Source organism: Telluria antibiotica, from assembly GCF_011682055.1.
Taxonomy (GTDB): Bacteria; Pseudomonadota; Gammaproteobacteria; order Burkholderiales; family Burkholderiaceae_D; genus Telluria; species Telluria antibiotica.
Genome location: NZ_JAAQOM010000003.1, coordinates 235,821 through 255,187 on the forward strand (window position 1 = coordinate 235,821; position 19,367 = coordinate 255,187).

Sequence of the window (19,367 nt, forward strand, 5' to 3'; positions counted from 1 at the left end):
CTTATGCCTCGCCTTTCTCGTCTTTGCCGATCAAGATCTTGTTGTCGGACAGGTACATGTACGGGGGGACGTCAAGGTTGGCCGGAGCGGGCTTGTTCTTGAAGACGCGGCCCGACAGGTCGAACGTCGATCCGTGGCAGGGGCAGAGGAAGCCGCCGTGCCAGTCGTCCGGCAGGTTCGGCTGCGGACCTTCGGCAAAGCGGGCGGAGGGCGAGCAGCCCAGGTGGGAGCAGATGCCGACGACGACAAGGAGTTCCTTGTGTTTTTCGTAGGCGCGGAATTCGTTCTTCGCGTATGCCGGCACCGGCATTTGATAGGGTTTATCGGAATTCGGATCGGCGACCAGGCTGTCGTTCTTCGGCAGGCTGGCCAGCATTTCAGGCGTGCGGCGCAGGATCCACACGGGTTTGCCGCGCCACTCCACGACTTTCAGTTCGCCCGGTTTGACATCGGATATATCCGCTTCGACCGGGGCGCCGGCCGCTTTTGCTCGCTCCGAGGGCTGCAACGTACTGACCAGCACCCCGGCCGTTGAAACACCGACAACGCCACCCGCCGCGCATGTAGCCACGAGCAAGCCTCGCCGGCCTGGATCGACCTGCTTCTCATTACTCATACCAACTCCATTCGTCAAATGCGAAATGTTGCAATGCAATACGTTGCAAACCAGTCAAAGGCTTTTTTGCAACAGTCGATTATAGGTGAACAGATATGCAAATTAAAGAAAAAACGTTTCCGTTGTAGCGAGCCTCTCCAAACGCACATTTTTGACTTGGCACCCTCGGCCACATGGATATCTCGCACGATCGGCAGCGGACGCGTTTCCTGTATCATCGCTGTGTACTTGGCAAGATTTTTAAAAACACAAGGAGGTCCGGGATGTCGATGATGGAAGAGTTCAAAAAGTTTGCAATGAAGGGCAATGTCATCGATCTCGCGGTCGGTGTGATCATCGGCGGTGCGTTCGGACGCATCGTGGATTCCCTCGTGCAGGACGTCATCATGCCGCCGATCGGCAAGCTGTTCGGCGGTCTCGATTTCGCCAGCTACTACGTTCCGCTCAACGGCCAGCCGTACGGTCTGCCGCTGGCGGAGGCGAAGAAGGCCGGCGCTGTGCTGGCATACGGCAATTTCTTCACGATCCTGCTGAATTTCGCGATCCTCGCGTTCGTCATCTTCCAGATGGTGCGCCTGATGAACCGCCTGCGCAGCCCGCTCAGCAAGGCCGAGGAAGCGGCGGCCGCCGTACCGGCGCCGCCGTCGGAAGAAGTCGTGCTGCTGCGCGAGATCCGCGACGCGCTGAAGCGATAACGCCGGGAGTGCCCCGATGCGCCGCTACTGGCTGCTGTTCGCGCAAACCGTCACGATTGCCCTCGGCATCTATGTCGTGATCGCGGCGCTGCGGCCGGAGTGGACGGCGCGCGCGCCGACGCAGGTGGGCGTCGGCGGGCCTGGGCGGGCGGTGCCCGTGCTGCAGGCGCCCGCCGGCGGTCCAGCGCCGGCCAGCTACCGCGACGGCGCCGCCAGGGCCATGCCGGCCGTCGTCAACATCCTCACCAGCAAGGCGTTGCGCGAGACCCATCCGCTGCTGAAGGACCCGTTCTTCAAGCGGTTTTTCGGCGACAAGATGCCGCCGCAGGAACAGATGGCAAGCCTCGGCTCCGGCGTGATCGTCAGCGGCGACGGCTACATCCTGACCAATTACCACGTCGTCGAAGGCGCCGACGAGATCGAAGTCGGCCTGGCCGACGGGCGCAAGGCCGCCGCCAGCGTCGTCGGCACCGATCCGGAAACGGACCTGGCCGTGATCCGCATCAAGGCCGATAAACTGCCCGTGATCGTGCTGGGCGACCCCGACCAGGCGCGCGTGGGCGACGTCGTGCTGGCGATCGGCAACCCGTTCGGCGTCGGCCAGACTGTCACGCTCGGCATCATTTCCGCGCTGGGCCGCAACAACCTGCACATCAACCACTTCGAGAATTTCATCCAGACCGACGCCGCCATCAACTTCGGCAACTCGGGTGGGGCGCTCGTCGACACGCGCGGCAATCTGCTGGGCATCAACTCGGCCATTTATTCGCAGACTGGCGGCTCGGTCGGGATCGGGTTCGCGATTCCCGTGTCGACGGCAAAGACCGTCCTCGATGCGATCATCAAGCATGGCCAGGTCGTGCGCGGCTGGATCGGCGTCGAATCGCAGGACATCACGCCCGAGCTGGCCGACAGCTTCGGCCTCGCGCGCGACCGCGGCGCCATCATCGCCGGCGTCGTGCGTGGCGGGCCGGCCGACCGTGCCGGCATCCATCCGGGCGACATCCTGCTGGCCGTGCAAGGCAAAAAAGTGAGCAGCACCAACGACATGATGAACCTCATCGCCGACCTGCCGCCCGGCGGCAAGGCGACGATGACGGTCATGCGCAAGAACCGCGAGACGGCGATCGACGTGACCGTCGGCCGGCGTCCGCGGCAGACCCCCTGAACTTCCGGATTTTCTATGCACCTGCGCGACCTGACGCAATTCCTGTCCGAACTCAAAGAGAGCAACACCCGCCCGTGGTTCGTCATGAACAAGCCCCGCTACGACATCCTGCGGGCCGAATTCCTCGAGGTGCTGACGGAACTGATCCGCGAGATCGGCAAGTTCGACAAGCAGGTCGTCGCGTGCGACCCGAAGAAGGCGATCTTCCGGTTCCAGCGCGATACGCGCTTTTCGCACGACAAGACGCCCTATAAAACGCATTTCTCGGCAGGTATCGCGCCCGGCAACAAGCGCCGCCCCAGCGAAGGCGGCGGGCCGACTTATTACTTCCACATCGAAGCCGACGGTACGCTGTTGTACGGCGCCGGGGAATACCTGCCGCCGGCGGCGCGCCTGAAGGCGATCCGCGAGCACGTCGTCAACGATGCGACAGGATTCGCCAAAATGTTGAAGAATAAACATCTGCGCGAGACCTATGGCGACCTGCAGCCGGAAGACAAGCTGCAACGCCCGCCGAAAGGATTCGATCCGAACCATCCGCTCGTCGAATACCTGAAGCTGAAGAGTTATTTCGTCTGGAACGAAGAGAAGCTGGACATCAACGCCCCGGACAAGCTCGTCCCGCGGCTCGCGCAGGGATTCAAGGACGCCACCGCGCTCGTCAACTGGCTGCGCGGGGTGCCGCAGACATTTGAAGAAGAGTAAAGGGAGTCACACATGGCGTTGCACCATGCAGTCTCGGGTGAGCGGATCGCACTCCAGCGGGGCGAAGACGACATCGCGAACTTCACATCGATCGCGTTGATCAAGACCGATCACATGGAATTGATCCGGCTCGTGGTACCGAAGGAAAAACCGCTGCCGGAGCATTGGGTCGAAGGCGAGATGACGCTGTTGTGCCTGGAGGGCGAGATCGCGTTCCAGGCCCACGGCCGCACGACCATCCTGCGTCCGAACGAGATGGTCTACCTGGCGGGTGGCGAGCCGCATGCGATCCACGCGAACGAGGATGCGGTCGCGCTGCTGACGATTCTGCTGCACCCGGGCGACAACACGGGCGGGCCGACGCGCAACACCCCGGCGCCGTGACGCAAACGTTACGCGTGGGCACGGGGTGCCCACCCTACGAATCGGTGCAGTAGGGTGGGGTATGTGAGGCCGGCGGCCTCACATACGAACGAGCCCACCGTGTGTCACGCTAACGTCTCAGGCCAACTCGTCGCGCGGATCGCGCGCCAGCAGCCTGCTGACCATGTCGCTGGCCGAATCGCCATCGAACAGGACGCCGGCCACCGCATTGGTGATCGGCATGTCGACCCCCATCTTCGCGGCCAGCTCGCGCACGGCTTTCGCGCACGGCACGCCTTCGGCCACGTGGCCCAGTTCGCGGACGATCGTGTCGAGCGGCTTGCCTTGCGCCAGCGCCAGGCCGACGCGGCGGTTGCGCGACAGGTCGCCCGTGCACGTCAGGATCAAATCGCCCATCCCCGTGAGGCCCATGAAGGTGCCGGCATGGCCGCCCAGCGCCATGCCGAGGCGGGTGATTTCCGCGAGGCCGCGCGTGATCAGCGCGGCGCGCGCGTTCAGGCCCAGACCCAGGCCGTCCGCCGTGCCGGTGGCGATGGCCAGGATGTTCTTGACGGCGCCGCCGACTTCCACACCGACGAGGTCGTCGCAGGAATACACGCGCATATTGCCGCCATGGACGAGCGCGACGACCCGTTCGCGCAGCGCGCGGTCGGTCGACGCCACCGTCAGCGCGCAGGGCAGGCCGCGCGCCACTTCCTGGGCGAACGACGGGCCGGACAGCGCGGCGCCCGGCACGGCATCGCTCAGCACCGCGCGCACGACCTGGTGCGGCAGCAGGCCGGTGTCGTATTCGAAGCCTTTGCACAGCCAGACGATGTTGGGGATGGCGCGGCCCTTCAGCTGCTCGAGCAGCGGGCGCAGGCCGGCCACCGGGCAGGCCGCGATCAGCAGCGGTTCCGCAGCGGGCTCCGCCGCGGCGTTGACCACGTGCGCCACGGCCGCATCGAAGTCGGCCGTCACGTTCAGGCCGTCCGGCAGCGGGAAGCCGGGGAGGTAATGGGTGTTCTCGCGCGCGGCGGCGGCCTGCGCCATCTGCGCGGGATTGCGTCCCCACAGCAGGACGTCATGGCGCGCGGCGAGCGCGATCGCCACCGCCGTGCCCCAGGCGCCGGCACCGAGGACGGTGATCTTTTGGGGTGATTTCGGTTCGTGCATGGAAGGACGGGCTAGATGCCCCAGATGTCGGAAGCCTTGACGTAGCCGACGATCCCGTCGCGATGGCGCACGCGCACCCAGTTGCCGGCTTCCGGATCGACGAGCTCGAGCATGACATTCTTTTCCGCGAGCATCACGACGGGCGCGTTCTCGTCGGGCGCCGAGCGGACCTTGGCGGAGGCCACGCGCACGATGACGTTGCGCTTGGCGGACAGGTTCTTCGCTTCCGTCCAGGCCATGTCGCCCGTGACGTCACGCACCTTGACCCAGTCGGCGTAGCTGAGCACGACCTCGACCGGCATGCCGCTGGGGGCGATGTACAGCTTGCCGCCCCGGGTGGACGGCGCGTCGTACAGGATCACGGAATGCGCGCCGATCGTCTTGAAATCGAATGCGGCGGCCGCGCACGATACCAGCAGCATCAGGCTGGCTGCGATGAGTCGATGGCGGAAACGGATGGGGCGCATGTGGGCCTTTGTAGACGGCGCAAGCGTGCCGCCAAAAGCGCGTCAATGAAACAAGGCGTCCGGCCCCGCCCCGGAAGGCAGCGCGGGACGCCAGGGAGATTACTGGTTGCCGACCGGCGTGCCTGCGGCGGCAGCCTGCTCTGCCAGCGCCTGGCGGCGCTGCTGGTAGAACACTTCGAAGTTGATCTCGGCCAGGTGGACCGGCGGGAAACCGGCACGGGTGATCACGTCCGCGATGTTGCTGCGCAGGTAAGGATAGACGATGTTCGGGCAGCCGATGCCCAGCAGCGGGTCCATCTGCTCGGCCGGGATGTTGCGGGCTTCGAAGATACCTCCCTGCTTGCCTTCGACCAGGAAAGCGACTTTGTCCTTGACCTTGGCGGTCACGGTGATGGTGACGGTCGATTCGTAGATGCCATCGGCAATGCCTTCGGCGCCGACGTCCAGCGAGACCTCGATGGTCGGGGCTTCCTGCTCCAGGAAGATCGCCGGGGAATTCGGTTGTTCCAGCGACAGATCTTTCAGGTAGATACGCTGGATTTGGAATACGGGTTGCAGGTTTTCGTCAGCCATGGAACGCTTTCGTGTAATTTTTAAGAAGAATGGCAAAGCCTGCCATTCGAGGTGCTTCACCAGCGATTTCGCTTGTCAAGGCGCCGGCAATTGTATCAAAACCAATTCGGTTTCAATAGTTGCCGGGGCCGGGGTCAAGCGGCCTCGCCTTTCAGCAGCGGATCCAGGCGGCCGGCCTGGTCGAGCGCATACAGGTCGTCGAAGCCGCCCACGTGGGTATTGCCCACGTAGATCTGCGGGACGGTACGGCGGCCGGTGCGCTGCATCATGATGGCGCGTTGTTCCGGGTCAAGGTCGACGCGGATGCGTTCGATGTCGGTCACGCCCTTGGCTTCCAGCAGGCGCTCCGCACGCACGCAGTAGGGGCAGCTGGCGGTGTGATAGAGAACAACATGGGCTGTCATGGCAGAATCCTTTCCAATTATTTGATCAAGGGCAGGCCGGCAGCCGTCCAGGCCGCGATACCGCCTTCCAGGCCATAGATATCTTCGAACCCTGCCGCCTTCAACAGGCGCGCCGCTTTGTCGGCGTCCTTGCCGTCGTGGTCGACGACGATGATGGTCTTGATTTTCGATTTGTCGAGCTCGCCGGAGCGATTGCCCAAGTCTGCCAGCGGAATGTTTTTCGCGTCGCGCAGGTGCCCGACGGCAAATGCATCGGCGGTGCGTACATCGATCACGGCGGTGGATTTGCCGCGGTTGATCATCTGGGTGGCCTGCAGCGGCGAGGCCTGGCGGCCACGCGGCGCCAGCGACAACCACAGCAGCGCGCCCCCCGACAGAACGGCGATCGCAACAGTAATGAGATGGTCAATGATGAATTTCACGAAGTTTCCGTTGGTTGAACTGAATCATCGCATTATAAAATAGAAGTCGGTTCGGTATTTCCTGCTCACTTTTTTCTATAAAGCACCTATGTACAAAATCGTATTCATGCGCCACGGCGAATCCACCTGGAACCTCGAGAACCGTTTCACCGGCTGGACCGATGTCGACCTGACCGACAAAGGCGTCAACGAAGCCAAGCTGGCCGGCCGCCTGCTGAAGGAAGCCGGCTTCACGTTCGACCTCGCCTACACCTCGGTCCTGAAGCGTGCGATCCGCACCCTGTGGCTGGCGATGGACGAGATGGACATGATGTGGCTGCCGGTCAAGAACGACTGGCGCCTGAACGAGCGCCACTACGGCGCCTTGCAGGGCCTGGACAAGGGCGAGACGGCAGCCAAGTTCGGCGACGAGCAGGTGCTGGTCTGGCGCCGCAGCTACGACACGCCGCCGCCGGCGCTGGAAGCCGACGATCCGCGCACGTCGTTCGACGACCCGCGCTACGCCGGCCTCGACAAGGCACAGATTCCCCTGACCGAATGCCTGAAGGACACGGTCGCCCGCGTCATGCCGGCCTGGAACGAGGAAATCGCCCCGGCCATCCGTGCCGGCAAGCAGATCCTGATCTCGGCCCACGGCAACAGCCTGCGCGCCGTGATCAAGATGCTGGACAACATCAGCGACGCCGACATCGTGGGCCTGAACATCCCGAACGGCACGCCGCTCGTGTACGAGCTCGACGCGGACCTGAAGCCGATCCGCCACTACTACCTGGGCGACCAGGCAGCGATCGCGGCCGCCATGGCCGCCGTGGCCAACCAAGGGAAGGCGAAGTAAGTCTTGTTGTCCTTCTTGAAGTCGACGTCCGCGGGCCTGTCCGCCCGCGGCAAGCTGTTGTGCGGTCTGCTCGCGTGCGCGTTCGCCTTTGGCAGTGCGCAGGCGGCGCCGCGCCAGACCACCCGCAGCAAGGAAAAGGCCGCGGCCGAGGCGGCGCGCGCCGGGATCCAGCAAAAGCTCAATGCGCTCAAGAAGGACATCAGCCGCACCGAGAGCGAAAAAGAGGACGCCGCCGACGAGCTGGCGGATTCCGAAGAGGCGATCTCCGACGCCAACCGTTCCCTGCGTGAACTGGCCGACGAGCAATCCACCACCAATGCCAAGCTGAAGGACCTCGCGGCCGAAGAGGCGCGCCTGGGCAACGTCATCGCGGCCCAGAAAGGCCAGCTGGCCAGGCTGTTGCGCGAACATTATGTCGCCGGCAACGAGGACCGCATCAAGCTGTTGCTGTCGGGCGACAATCCGAACCGCATCAACCGCGACCTTCAGATGATGGCGTACGTGTCGCAGGCGCAAGCCAAGCTGTTGAATTCGCTGCGCGCGAACCTGGCAGCCGTCGAGGCGAACCACGCCGAGACGCAGAACGCCCAGGACGAGCTGGAAGAAATTGCACAAGAGCAGAAGGGCCAGAAGGCACTGCTCGAGAAGGAAAAGGCCAAGCGGGCCACGTTGCTGGCGAATTTGTCGAGCAAGCTGACGGACCAGCGCAAGCAGGCGAGCCGCCTGGAGCAGGACGAGCAGCGCATGAGCGGTCTCGTCGACCGCCTGACCCGCTTGATCCGCGAACAGGAAATCGCCGCGGCGGCCGAGCGCAAGCGCCAGCAGGAACTGGCCGCCGCCCGCGCGAAAGCGGCCGCCGAGGCGCGCGAACGGGCGCTGGCGCGCGCGAAGGCGCAGCGCGAAGAGCGCGAACGCCTGGCACGCGAAGCGGCCAAGGAAGCGGCCAAGACCGGCAAGCCGGTCAAGCCGTTGCCGCCGCCGAAGCCGGAGCCGGCAGAGACGCAAGTGGCCGAGGAGCCGCCGCAAAAAACGCAAGCCCCGCAACGCAGTGCCGACACCGCGCTCGCGGCCGACCTGCCCAGCGGCGCGTTCGAAAGCCTGCGCGGCCGCCTGCCGGCGCCGATCGCCGGCAAGGTCGTGGCCCGCTTCGGTGCCAAGCGCGGCGACGGGCCGACGTGGCGCGGCATGTTCATCAAGGCGCCGGAAGGCACGGACGTGCATGCCATCGCGGCAGGTCGTGTCGTGTTCGCCAACTGGATGCGCGGCTATGGCAATTTGATCATCATCAACCACGGCGGCGAGTACCTGTCGATCTACGGCAACAACCAGACGCTGATGAAGCAGGCCGGCGACGCCGTCAAGCCGGGCGACGTCATCGCCAGTGCCGGGAATACCGGCGGTAACGAGGAATCGGGGCTATACTTCGAGCTCAGGCATCTCGGAAAAGCATTCGATCCCTCGGGCTGGATCAGGTTCTGAGTCCGGAAGCACAATCCAGGAAATAGCATGGGCAAGAAACTCAAGAACCTTGGTCTGATCGGCCTTGGCATGGTCGCCGGCGTGGCCGCCTCCGTCCAGTACTCGGCGCTGGCACAGAAAGGCGGCGACACGCCGCTGCCGCTCGACGAGCTGCGCCAGCTGGCCGACGTGTACGCCCTGATCAAGAGCGATTATGTCGAGAAGGTCGACGACAAGAAGCTGTTGTCGGACGCCATCGCCGGCATGGTGAGTTCGCTCGATCCGCATTCCGTCTACCTGGACCAGAAGGACCTGGCCGAGTTGCGCGAGGAGGTGCAGGGCCGCTTCGTCGGCCTCGGCATCGAGATCGCGATGGAAGACGGCTACGTCAAGATCGTGTCGCCCATCGACGAGTCGCCAGCCTACCGCGCCGGCATCAAGGCCGGCGACCTGATCACCCGCATCGACAACGTGCCCGTGAAAGGCCTGTCGCTCGACGACGCCATCAAGCGCATGCGCGGCGAGCCGCACAGCAAGGTCATGCTGACCATCGCCCGCCGCGGCGCCGACACGCCGTGGGTTGTCCCCGTCGAGCGCGAGGAAATCCACGTGGCCAGCGTCAAGGCGAAGATGATCGAGCCAGGCTACGCGTGGCTGCGCATCAACCAGTTCCAGGAAGAGACCGTCGACGAGGTCGCGGGCAAGCTGACGGACCTGTACGCGCACAATCCGAACATCAAGGGTCTCGTGCTGGATTTGAGGAACGACCCGGGCGGCCTGCTGCCGAGCGCGATCGGCGTCTCTGCCGCCTTCCTGCCGGCGAACGACGTGATCGTGTCGACGAAAGGCCAGATGGCCACGTCGAACGTCACCTACTACGGCCGGCGCGAGTTCTATGCCGTCAAGCCCGGCGCCGATCCGCTGGCCAAACTGCCGGCCGCGCTGAAGACCGTGCCGATGGTCGTGCTCGTCAACACGGGCTCGGCGTCCGCATCGGAAATCGTCGCGGGCGCCCTGCAGGACTACAAGCGCGCCATCGTGATGGGCAGCCAGACGTTCGGCAAGGGCTCCGTGCAGGACCTGCGCCAGTTGACGGCCGACACGGCCGTGAAGCTGACGATCGCGCGCTACTTCACGCCGAAAGGCCGCTCGATCCAGGCGCTGGGCATCGTGCCCGACCTGAAGGTCGACGAGACGCCGGACGGCGACGGCCTGAACGCCGTGCGCGTGCGCGAGGCCGACCTCGACCGCCACCTGGCGAACGACGCGGTCGACGGCAAGAGCGCGAACGCGAAGCGCCGCGACGAACTCGAGGAAGAGCAGTTCACCGTCGCCGCGCTGAAGAACGCCAAGCCCGTTGAATTCGGCGGCAAGGACGACTTCCAGCTGGCGCAGGCGCTGAACCACTTCAAGGGCCTGAAGGTGCAGCTGGCCAAGGCCGATCCGGACGACGACAAGTCCGCGCCGGCCAAGCTGCCGGGCCAGGAGCCGAAGCCGGCCGAGATCAAGGACGGCGCCAGGCCGCCGGCCCTCGAGTCCAAGACGCGCGCGCCGCAGAAATGATGCGGACCGCGATGGTGGACGAGGGCTGGCGATGAACGACCAGCAGCTGCTGCGCTATTCGCGCCATATCCTGCTCGACGAGATCGGCATCGAAGGCCAGGAGCGCCTGCTGCGCGCGCGCGTGCTCGTGATCGGCGCCGGCGGCCTCGGCTCGCCGGCCGCGCTGTATCTCGCCGCGAGCGGCGTCGGGCGCCTGACCCTCGTCGACGACGACACCGTCGACCTCACGAACCTGCAGCGCCAGGTGATGCACACGACGGCGCGCGTGGGCCTGCCCAAGGTCGAGTCCGGGCGCGAAGCCCTCCATCAGATCAATCCCGACGTCGACGTCGTCGCCTTGCGCGAACGCGCCGATGCGGCACGTCTGGCGGAACTCGTCCGGGATTCCGATGTCGTACTCGACTGCAGCGACAACTTCTCCACGCGCCATGCCGTGAACCGTGCCTGCGTTGCCGCCGGCGTCCCGCTCGTCGCGGGCGCCGCGATCCGCTTCGACGGGCAGATCTCGGTCTACGACGTGCGCGATGCCACGTCGCCCTGCTATGCCTGCCTGTTCCCGGAGGATGGCAAGTTCGAAGAGGTTGCGTGCAGCGCCATGGGCGTGTTCGCGCCGCTGGTGGGCATCATCGGCGCCATGCAGGCGGCCGAAGCGCTGAAGCTGCTGGCCGTCAGCGGCCGCTCGCTGGCGGGCCGGCTGCAGATGCTGGACGGACGCAGCATGGAATGGACGGAAATCGGCGTCGCGCGCAACCCTTGCTGCCCTGTTTGCGCGGGACGCCCCGGCGTAGAATGACTCGCCGGACGCGCGCGCTGTGTCTTAAGCGTCGTTAAAGGTGTCATTTGTGGCTGCCTAACTTACAATTGGAAAATTTTCCGGACCATTTGGAAAATTTTCCGAACGAGTTTTGGCATCGCCGGGAGACGTTCGGCCTTATACTGTTTTTCCGACCACATTCATCATACATATGCAGAACTTCAAGCATCGTTTCGCAGGGCAGCGCCGCCAGGGTGGTTTCACCCTCGTCGAAATCATGGTCGTCGTGGTCATCATCGGCATCCTGGGCGCGCTCGTCGTGCCCAAGCTGCTGGGCCGTACGGGCGAGTCGCGCGTGGCCGCGGCCCGCGTCGACATCGCCACGCTGATGTCGGCCCTCAAGCTGTACAAGCTCGACAACCAGCGCTATCCGACCACGGAGCAGGGCCTGCAAGCGCTCGTGCAGAAGCCGACCAGCGGCCCGCCGGCCAACGGCTGGAAGGAAGGCGGCTACATCGACAAGCTGCCGAAGGATCCGTGGGGCACGCCGTACCAGTATCTGTCGCCGGGCCTGCATGGCGAAGTCGACATCTTCTCGCTCGGTGCGGACGGCCAGCCGGGCGGTACCGGCGAGGATGCCGACATCGGCTCCTGGGACAACAAATAACGCCGACATCCGATGACCACGCGCGCGCTTGGCCTGCCGCGCCGGCCCGGTGCGCCGGCCCACGGCGGCTTCACCCTGGTGGAGATCATGGTCGTGATGGTCATCATCGGCATCACGCTGGGGCTGGCCAGCCTCAACGCCATTCCGAGCCCGCACCAGGACCTGCAGAAGGAGGCGCAGCGCATCGCGCTGCTGCTGCAGCTCGCGCGTGACGAAGCCATCGTGCGCAACCGCCTCGTCGCCTTCGAAGCGACGCCCGACCGCTACCACTTCCTCGTGCGCACGGAGACGCGCTGGGCGCCGATCGTGAACGACGACCTGCTGCGCGAGCGCGACTTCAAGAATCCGCCGGTGACCTTGTTGCTGGACCCGACCAGCGCCGGCACGCTCAATCCGCTGCGCATCACGTTCGGCAGCGAACCCGTCGACAAGCCGTTCGTGCTCACGCTCGCCAGCGGCAGCGACCACGTCGCGATCCGGGCCGACGGCGTCGGCCATTTCACGGTGGAATAGCACGCCATGACGAACCCGACGCGCATGCGATCCCCGAACCGGCAACGCGGTTTCACGTTGCTGGAAGTGCTCGTGGCGCTCGTCATCGTGGGCACGGCGCTGGGTGCCGGCCTGCGCGCCGTCGGCAGCCTGACGGCCAACAGCAGCGGCCTGCGCGCGTCGATGATGGCCACGTGGTCGGCCGAGAACCGGCTCGTCCAAATCCGCCTGGGCAAGGAATTTCCCGAGGTCGGCAAGCACAGCTACGACTGCCCGCAGGGCGATCTGCACCTCGTCTGCCAGGAAGAAGTCATCGCCAGCCCGAATCCGCGCCTGCGCCGCGTCGAAGTCTCCGTGTTCGACATCGCCAACCCCAACCGGCGCATCGTCAAGCTGGTGCAACTCGTGTTGAAGCCGTGGCGATGACGACCCGTATCCGCCACCGCAACGGACCGCATGGCTTCACCCTCGTGGAGCTGCTCGTCGCGATCAGCATCCTGGCCATCGTCGCCGTGCTTGGCTGGCGCGGGCTGGACGGCATCGTGCGCGCGCGCGTGGCCCTCACGCAGCAGATGGAGACGACGCGCGGCATGCAGCTGGCCTTCGCCCAGATGCAGAGCGACTGCGAACACATCGTCCAGCGCGACATTGTCGACCAGCGGCCGTATCTCCTCGTCGGCGCCGACCGCTTCACGCTCGTGCGCGAAGTGTTCACGGAAAACCAGCCGGCGCGCCTGCAGGTGGTCGCCTACCGCATCGTCAACGGCACGCTGGTCCGGCGCGAATCGCAGGCGACGCGCGACCTCGTCCAGCTCGACGCGCTGTGGCAGGCCGTCACCGGTGACGCCGACGCGAACCCGGCCGTGGCCTTGCAGGCCGGCGTGACGGGGATGCAGGTCGCGACGTGGGTCAACAACACGTGGCGCCAGGGCGGCGTCGATCCCGGTGCGAACACGGCCGGCTCGGCGCAGGGCACGCAGCCGCCGCCTTCCGGACAAATACCGCCCGACCAGGCGGCGCAGCTGAACAACGACCCGACCGGCCTGCAGGTCGCATTGCAGGCGCCGAGCCTGCCGGCGCCCCTCGTCAAATCGTTCCTGCTGGGGGAACCATGAGCATGCGCAATGTCCGTCCGTGGCGCCAACGCGGCGTGGCCGTGATCACGGCGCTGCTGCTCACGACGCTGGCCATCTCCATCGTCGCCAGCCTGTTCTGGCAACAGCAGGTTCAGGTGCGTTCGATGGAAAACCAGCGCCTGCACCTGCAGACCAAATGGATCCTGCGCGGCGCGCTCGACTGGTCCACGCTGGTGCTGTTTCAGGATGGCATCGACCACCGCGAGTACACGTCGCTCGACCAGGTGTGGGCGACGCCGCTGGCGGAGACGCGTCTCGACCAGTACGTCGAGCGCGAGCGCGTCGAGGGCGAAAATTTCGATGCGAGCCTGTCCGGCAACATTACGGACGCATGCTCGCGTTACAATTTGCGCAACCTGGCGAAGACCAGGGGGCATCCAGAGGAAGATCAGGTCGCGATCCTGGGACGCCTGCTGCGCAACGTGCAGGTCGATCCGGGACTGGCGCGCAGGATCGCCGTCTACGTGGCGGCCGGGATGCCGGTGGGGGCCGAACCTTCGGGGAGCGAGACACCTGCCACGCCGGTGACCGGGGCGCCGGTGAAGATTCTGCAAGTGGAAGACCTGTTGGCGGTGCAGGGCGTGACGCCAGCGATCGTGGAGCGCCTGCGGCCGTTCGTGACGGTGTTGCCGGAAACGACGCTCGTGAACGTGAATACCGCGGCGCCGGAAGTGCTGGCGGCGGTGGTGCCGGACGTGTCGATGTCGGAGGCGAATACGCTGATCGTACGGCGCAAGCAGGCGCCGTGGCGCGATATCTCGTATTTCGCGACCGATGTCACCCATGGCCAGAAGAGCGCGCTGCCAGGCGTGGCTGTCCGCAGCGACTGGTTCCTCGTGGATACGCGCATCCGCCTGGACCGTGCCGCGCTGGACGCGCAGGCGCTGATCCAAAGGTCGGGCTCGATGGTGGCGGGGGGCGGTCCGAAAGTGAAGTGGATCCGCCAGCAGTATTGAAGAATTCGAAAAGAAGTCTCGAGGGATAGCGCAGGGCATGTTAAAACGACCAACAAGAGATCGAGAAAGCGAGACAGTTTGAGCACACTTTATATCCGGCATCCAGCGCGCGCCGAAGGTGAACACGCGCTGTGCCGCTTCGCCCTCGTCACCGATGGCGGCATGATCGACCAGCACGGCGAAGGGCCGCTGCGCAACCTCGGCGACCTCGTCGGCACGAGCCGCCGCATCGTGCTGCTGCTGGCTGCCGCCGACGTCAGCCTGCTGTCCGTGCAGGCGCCGCCGCTGTCCGGCGCGCGCCTGAAGGCCGCGCTGCCGGGCCTCGTCGAAGAACACATCCTGGGCGACCCGGCGGACGCCGTGCTCGTGGCCGCGCCCGAGCAGCCCGACGGCACGCGGCCCATCGCCGTCGCCGACCGCGACTGGCTGGAAGCGCTCGTCCGTAGCCTGCTGGTCCAGGGCGCGCGCGCCGTCACCGCCGTGCCCGCTCAGCTGTGCCTGCCTTTGCAGCCGGGCAGCGTCGCGGCCGCGATTTCCGGTGTCGAACTGACGTTGCGCCAGAGCCTGTTCCAGGGCTTCGGCCTCGCGCTCGACGCCACGCCGGCCGTCGTGCTGCAGACGGCGCGCACCTTCAGCGGCGACGCCCCGCTCGTGCTGTACGTGCCGCCCGCCCAGCTGGGCGAATACCAGGCGCTGGCGCAGGACGCCGGTCCCGGCATCACGCTCGAAGCGGACGACTGGGTGCACTGGATCGCCGGTTCGAAGACCACCGCGCTGGACCTCGTCAGCGGCCTGGGCGCGGCCGGCACGCCCGCGCGCGACTGGCGCCGCTGGCGCTGGCCGATCGCGCTCGCCGCGCTGGTCGTCGCCGTCAACCTGATCGGCCTGAACGTCGAGTGGCTGCGCCTGCGCAGCGAAGCGAAGACGGTCCGACAGTCGATGACGCAGACCTACCGCAACGTCTACCCGCGCGAGACGACGATCCTCGATCCGGTGCTGCAGATGCGCCAGCACATCGCCCGCGCGCGCGCCAGCACGGGCGAGGTCGCGCCCGACGAATTCACGTACCTGGCGTCGGCGCTGGGCGAAGCGACGCGTGCGCTCGGGCGGCCGGTTGGGATTGCATCAATCGAGTACCGCGAACGCGCGTTGACCGTCAAAGTCAAACCGGAATCGGTCGACCCCGGCTTGACCGGGCAGTTGCGCACGGCCCTGGCCACGCGCCGGCTCACCCTGGAGGAAGCCAAGCCGGGCAACTGGGTCATCCGCAGCACGGGAGCCAAACCATGAGCATCGCCACCACTTTCGCCCAGTACCGCGAGCGCGCCACGGCGCTGTGGCTCGCGCGCACCGAGCAGGAGCGCCGCTTCCTGGCGGCCGGCGGCGCCGTCGTGCTGGCCGCGCTGCTGTACCTGCTGTTCGTCGATCCGGCCCTCGAAGGCCGCGCGCAACTGCGCCGGACGCTGCCGCAGCTGCACCAGCAGGAGGCCGAGCTGAAAGCCATGGCCACGCAAGCCGCGACGCTGTCCCAGACGACGGAAACACAGGTGGCGCCGCTCACGCGCGAGGCCGTCACCAGCAGCTTGTCGGGGCGTAGCCTGACGCCGCAATCGCTGTCGGTGGAAGGCGAGTACATCAAGCTGCAGCTGAACAACGTCTCGTTCGCCAACCTGGCCGCGTGGCTGGACGAGCAGCGCCGCGCCAACCGCGTGCTCGTGCAGGACGCCATCGTCACGGCGTTGCCCGCCGCCGGCCAGGTCGACGCCAGCCTGACGCTGCGCCAGAACACTGGCAGCGGCCAATGAAGCGCGCGCTCGCCTGGATCGTGCTGCCGACGCTGGCAGTGATCGTCACCGTGTTCGCATTCCTGCCCGCCGCCTGGCTCGGCCCGATGGTCGAACGCCAGACCGGCGGCCGTTTGACTCTGGGGGATGCGCAGGGTACGCTTTGGCGCGGCTCAGCCTTTGTGGGCGGCGCGCCGGGCGAAGGCGGTACCGTCACGCCGCTGCTGCCCGGACGTTTTTCCTGGCGCCTGTCGCCGCTGGTGCTGCTCGGCGACGTCAGCATGGACCTTGCCAACGACCAGGCGCTGGCGCAGCCGGTGCACGTCAGCGGCAGCTGGTCGCAATGGCAGGTCAGCGCCGGCGAGCTGCTGCTGCCGGCGGACGGCCTGGCCGGACTGGGCGCGCCGCTGAACACCCTCGCGCTCACGGGCGCGATCAAGCTGTCCTGGAACCTGCTGGACATCGCGCGCCAGGGCAATACGGTGGCGGTGAGCGGACGCACGGTGCTGGCGCTGACCGATATGGGGTCGCGTATGAGCCCCATCAAACCGCTCGGTACCTACGAGATGGCGATGGACTGGCACGGCCAGCGGGCCGACGTGGTGCTGCGTACCGTGACCGGGGCACTTTTGCTGTCGGGTAGTGGAGCATTAGAAAATGGCCGCCTCCGTTTCTCGGGACAGGCAGCGGCGGCCGACAAGTACGAAGACACGCTGGGCAACCTGCTCAACCTGCTGGGGCAACGGCGTATGGTGAACGGCAAGAACATAATCGCGTTAGAGTTCAGATGATGAAAACAAACCAACTCCGCAGCAAAAAGCAATTTCCGGCACTGCGCCGCGTCGTGGCCGGCGCCATGCTGTGCTGTACCGTCGGAACAAGCGTCCTGCCGTCCTTCGCCTACGCCCAGGAGGGCGGCGGCGCCGCGCTCAACTTCGTCAACGCCGACATGGAATCCGTGATCAAGGCGGTCGGCCACTACACGGGGATGACCTTCATCATCGACCCCCGCGTCAAGGGCACGCTGACGCTCGTGTCGGAAAGGACGCTGACGAAGGCCCAGGCGTTTTCGCTGCTGACCTCCGCGCTGCGCCTGCAGGGCTATGCGGTCGTCACGGGCGACGGCTACGCGAAAGTGGTGCCGGAAGCGGAAGCGAAGCTGCAATCGTCGCCCACGCAGGTGGGCACCGGCGGCTCGAAGGTGAAAGGCGACCAGATCGCCACGCAGGTCTACCGCCTGCAGCACGAGTCCGCCGCGAACCTGACGGCCGTGCTGCGTCCGCTGATCTCGCCCAACAACTCGATCATGGCCGATCCCGGCAATAACAGCCTCGTGATCACGGACTATGCCGACAACCTGCGCCGCCTGTCGAAGATCATCGCCGCGCTCGACGCGCCGTCCACCGGCGACCTCGACGTGATCCCGATCCGCAACGGCATCGCCAGCGACGTCGCCACGCTCGTCACGCGCCTGATGGAACCGGCGGCCGGCGGCGACGCGGGCCGCGTCACCGTGCTGGCCGATCCGCGCACCAATACCGTCATCGTGCGCGCGCCGTCGCCGGCCCGCGCGAACATGGCGAAGAACCTGATCGCCAAGCTCGACCAGCCGACGACGGAACTCGGCAACATCCACGTGGTCTATCTGAAGAACGCGGACGCCACCAAGGTGGCGCAGACGTTGCGCGCCGTCGTCTCGCAGGACACGTCGGCCGTCGGCACGCAGCAGCAGGGTACGGCCGGCGGTTCGATCCAGTCCACGAACACGGGCGGCACCGGTGCTGGCGGGCTCGGCCAGCAAGGCCAGCAGGGCGCGGGCTTGGGCGGCACGAGCAACACGTTCGCGCAGCAGGGCCAAGGCCAGGGCACGGCCGGCGGCGCGGGCGGCGGCCAGGGGTCGGGCTTCATCCAGGCCGATGCGTCGACCAACAGCCTCATCATCACGGCGCCGGATGCCGTGTACCGTAACCTGCGCTCCGTCATCGACCAGCTCGACGTGCGCCGCGCCCAGGTCTATATCGAGGCGCTGGTGGTCGAGGTCACGTCGAACGACGCGTCCGAGTTCGGCGTGCAATGGGTGGGCCTGACCGGCAACAACAACAGCGCCTACCGCGTGGGCGGCCTGCAGTCGTTCAGCGCGGGTGGCGCCGCCAACAACCTCGTCAACCTTGCGCTGGCTGCGGCGACGGGCATCAAGGGCGCCTCGTCGGGCAGCAGCGCCGGCGGCAGCCAGCTCCCGAACCCGACCGGGCTGTCGATCGGCCTGTTCAAGCAGGTCAACGGCGAGCTGGGCCTGGGTGCCATCGCGCACGCGCTGGAAAACACGGGCAACGCCAACATCCTGTCGACGCCGAACATGATCACGCTGGACAACGAGCTGGCCACGATCAAGGTCGGGCAGAACATCCCGATCATCACCGGTTCGTTCACGACGGGCGCGAGCGGTGCAAGCAACCCGTTCCAGACGGTCGACCGCAAGGACGTGGGCCTGCTGCTGAAGGTGCGCCCGCAGATTTCCGAAGGCGGTACCATCAAGCTGTCGATCTACCATGAGAATTCGGGGATCGACACGACGACCACGAACTCCGGCGGCATCATCACGACCGTCCGCGCCATCGAAAGCAATGTCCTGGCCGACAATGGCCAGATCATCGTGCTGGGCGGCCTGATTTCGGACGCGGAAGATGAGGGCAACGAGAAGGTGCGCGGCCTGGGCGACATCCCTATCCTGGGCAACCTGTTCAAGTACCGCACGCGCACCCGTGCCAAGCGCAACCTGATGGTGTTCCTCCGTCCCGTGGTGGTGCGCAGCAAGGAGCAGAACGACAGCATTTCGATGGACCGCTACGAATACATGCGCGCCGCCGGCGAGGTGGCGCAGCCGGCCGACGACACCGTGCTGCTGAAGAACCTGGGCGCTCCGATGTTGCCGAACCTGACGAAGGGCCAGCCGCCCGCGGGTGGCCTGATGGCCACGATGCCCCCGCCGGCGCCCCTGACCGCGCGCCCCGGTGGCGCCACGGTACCGGCGCAGCCGCAAACCAGGCCGCAGGCGCCTGCCCAGCAGGCCGTGCCCGAATTCCGCCCAGTGCAACCCGCGCAACCTGCGCAACCCGTGCAACCCTGAGCCGAC

Annotated in this window: 23 protein-coding genes; 17 read left to right on the top strand and 6 right to left on the bottom strand. The window is 66.1% G+C overall.

What is annotated here, in order from left to right:
* Position 1 precedes the first annotated feature (1 nt).
* The gene (gene petA / locus HAV22_RS06330) at positions 2-616 is read right to left on the bottom strand and encodes a ubiquinol-cytochrome c reductase iron-sulfur subunit (RefSeq protein WP_166857699.1); all 615 of its coding nucleotides are present in this window, start codon (positions 614-616) and stop codon (positions 2-4) included.
* Positions 617-879: 263 nt separating this feature from the next.
* On the opposite strand from petA, the gene mscL reads away from it, so the two are divergent.
* From mscL to HAV22_RS06350, 4 genes are read left to right on the top strand one after another with little or no spacing between them, the layout of a single operon-like run.
* Positions 880-1,311, top strand: a complete 432-nt coding sequence (gene mscL / locus HAV22_RS06335; RefSeq protein WP_166857701.1) for a large conductance mechanosensitive channel protein MscL — start codon at positions 880-882, stop codon at positions 1,309-1,311.
* A 16-nt stretch (positions 1,312-1,327) separates the two neighbouring features.
* A complete protein-coding gene (locus HAV22_RS06340) occupies positions 1,328-2,479 on the top strand; it encodes a Do family serine endopeptidase (RefSeq protein WP_166857703.1) in 1,152 nt (383 codons plus the stop codon).
* Between the two features lie 15 nt (positions 2,480-2,494).
* Positions 2,495-3,184, top strand: coding sequence for a DUF2461 domain-containing protein (locus tag HAV22_RS06345; protein ID WP_166857705.1), 690 nt, complete (start codon positions 2,495-2,497; stop codon positions 3,182-3,184).
* Between the two features lie 12 nt (positions 3,185-3,196).
* Positions 3,197-3,568: a cupin domain-containing protein gene (locus HAV22_RS06350; protein WP_166857707.1), complete on the top strand. Its 372-nt coding sequence runs from the start codon at positions 3,197-3,199 to the stop codon at positions 3,566-3,568.
* A gap of 117 nt (positions 3,569-3,685) precedes the next feature.
* Here the strand turns inward: HAV22_RS06350 and HAV22_RS06355 are convergent, their stop codons facing one another.
* The 5 genes from HAV22_RS06355 to HAV22_RS06375 all read right to left on the bottom strand — a co-directional run bounded on the left by HAV22_RS06355 (position 3,686) and on the right by HAV22_RS06375 (position 6,589).
* Positions 3,686-4,723, bottom strand: coding sequence for an NAD(P)H-dependent glycerol-3-phosphate dehydrogenase (locus HAV22_RS06355; RefSeq protein ID WP_166857709.1), 1,038 nt, complete (start codon positions 4,721-4,723; stop codon positions 3,686-3,688).
* A gap of 11 nt (positions 4,724-4,734) precedes the next feature.
* The gene (locus tag HAV22_RS06360) at positions 4,735-5,190 is read right to left on the bottom strand and encodes an SH3 domain-containing protein (protein WP_229421110.1); all 456 of its coding nucleotides are present in this window, start codon (positions 5,188-5,190) and stop codon (positions 4,735-4,737) included.
* A 99-nt stretch (positions 5,191-5,289) separates the two neighbouring features.
* Positions 5,290-5,763, bottom strand: coding sequence for a protein-export chaperone SecB (gene secB, locus HAV22_RS06365; RefSeq protein WP_166857712.1), 474 nt, complete (start codon positions 5,761-5,763; stop codon positions 5,290-5,292).
* 134 nt (positions 5,764-5,897) lie between these two features.
* Complete coding sequence (grxC, locus tag HAV22_RS06370; protein WP_166857714.1) at positions 5,898-6,167, bottom strand: glutaredoxin 3; 270 nt, start codon at positions 6,165-6,167, stop codon at positions 5,898-5,900.
* Between the two features lie 17 nt (positions 6,168-6,184).
* Complete coding sequence (locus HAV22_RS06375) at positions 6,185-6,589, bottom strand: rhodanese-like domain-containing protein (RefSeq protein WP_166857716.1); 405 nt, start codon at positions 6,587-6,589, stop codon at positions 6,185-6,187.
* Between the two features lie 88 nt (positions 6,590-6,677).
* Between HAV22_RS06375 and gpmA the strand changes: the two genes are divergently transcribed.
* The 13 genes from gpmA (at position 6,678) to gspD (ending at position 19,361) form a co-directional block, all read left to right on the top strand.
* Positions 6,678-7,424 (top strand): 2,3-diphosphoglycerate-dependent phosphoglycerate mutase, encoded by a 747-nt coding sequence (gpmA, locus tag HAV22_RS06380; protein ID WP_166857718.1) that lies wholly within the window; start codon positions 6,678-6,680, stop codon positions 7,422-7,424.
* A gap of 6 nt (positions 7,425-7,430) precedes the next feature.
* Positions 7,431-8,903, top strand: a complete 1,473-nt coding sequence (locus HAV22_RS06385) for a murein hydrolase activator EnvC family protein (protein ID WP_371869571.1) — start codon at positions 7,431-7,433, stop codon at positions 8,901-8,903.
* A gap of 27 nt (positions 8,904-8,930) precedes the next feature.
* Positions 8,931-10,445: a S41 family peptidase gene (locus HAV22_RS06390; protein ID WP_166857720.1), complete on the top strand. Its 1,515-nt coding sequence runs from the start codon at positions 8,931-8,933 to the stop codon at positions 10,443-10,445.
* A gap of 31 nt (positions 10,446-10,476) precedes the next feature.
* Positions 10,477-11,238 carry a HesA/MoeB/ThiF family protein gene (locus HAV22_RS06395; RefSeq protein ID WP_166857722.1) on the top strand — a complete coding sequence of 254 codons (762 nt, stop codon included), beginning with the start codon at positions 10,477-10,479 and terminating at the stop codon, positions 11,236-11,238.
* A 172-nt stretch (positions 11,239-11,410) separates the two neighbouring features.
* Positions 11,411-11,866 (top strand): type II secretion system major pseudopilin GspG, encoded by a 456-nt coding sequence (gene gspG, locus HAV22_RS06400; protein ID WP_166857724.1) that lies wholly within the window; start codon positions 11,411-11,413, stop codon positions 11,864-11,866.
* Between the two features lie 12 nt (positions 11,867-11,878).
* A complete protein-coding gene (locus HAV22_RS06405) occupies positions 11,879-12,379 on the top strand; it encodes a GspH/FimT family pseudopilin (RefSeq protein WP_166857726.1) in 501 nt (166 codons plus the stop codon).
* Between the two features lie 6 nt (positions 12,380-12,385).
* Complete coding sequence (gspI, locus tag HAV22_RS06410; protein WP_229421111.1) at positions 12,386-12,784, top strand: type II secretion system minor pseudopilin GspI; 399 nt, start codon at positions 12,386-12,388, stop codon at positions 12,782-12,784.
* The gene (locus tag HAV22_RS06415; protein WP_166857728.1) at positions 12,781-13,473 is read left to right on the top strand and encodes a PulJ/GspJ family protein; all 693 of its coding nucleotides are present in this window, start codon (positions 12,781-12,783) and stop codon (positions 13,471-13,473) included. The genes gspI and HAV22_RS06415 overlap by 4 nt, the downstream gene beginning before the upstream one ends.
* Positions 13,470-14,450: a type II secretion system minor pseudopilin GspK gene (gene gspK, locus HAV22_RS06420; RefSeq protein ID WP_308789198.1), complete on the top strand. Its 981-nt coding sequence runs from the start codon at positions 13,470-13,472 to the stop codon at positions 14,448-14,450. Before HAV22_RS06415 ends, gspK begins: the two co-directional genes overlap by 4 nt.
* A 78-nt stretch (positions 14,451-14,528) precedes the next feature.
* Entirely contained in the window at positions 14,529-15,740 is a 1,212-nt protein-coding gene (gene gspL, locus HAV22_RS06425) for a type II secretion system protein GspL (protein ID WP_166857730.1), read from the top strand.
* Positions 15,737-16,255: a type II secretion system protein M gene (locus HAV22_RS06430; RefSeq protein WP_166857732.1), complete on the top strand. Its 519-nt coding sequence runs from the start codon at positions 15,737-15,739 to the stop codon at positions 16,253-16,255. Before gspL ends, HAV22_RS06430 begins: the two co-directional genes overlap by 4 nt.
* Positions 16,252-17,025, top strand: coding sequence for a type II secretion system protein N (gene gspN, locus HAV22_RS06435; protein WP_166857734.1), 774 nt, complete (start codon positions 16,252-16,254; stop codon positions 17,023-17,025). The genes HAV22_RS06430 and gspN overlap by 4 nt, the downstream gene beginning before the upstream one ends.
* The gene (gspD, locus tag HAV22_RS06440) at positions 17,022-19,361 is read left to right on the top strand and encodes a type II secretion system secretin GspD (RefSeq protein ID WP_371869559.1); all 2,340 of its coding nucleotides are present in this window, start codon (positions 17,022-17,024) and stop codon (positions 19,359-19,361) included. Before gspN ends, gspD begins: the two co-directional genes overlap by 4 nt.
* Positions 19,362-19,367 lie beyond the last annotated feature (6 nt).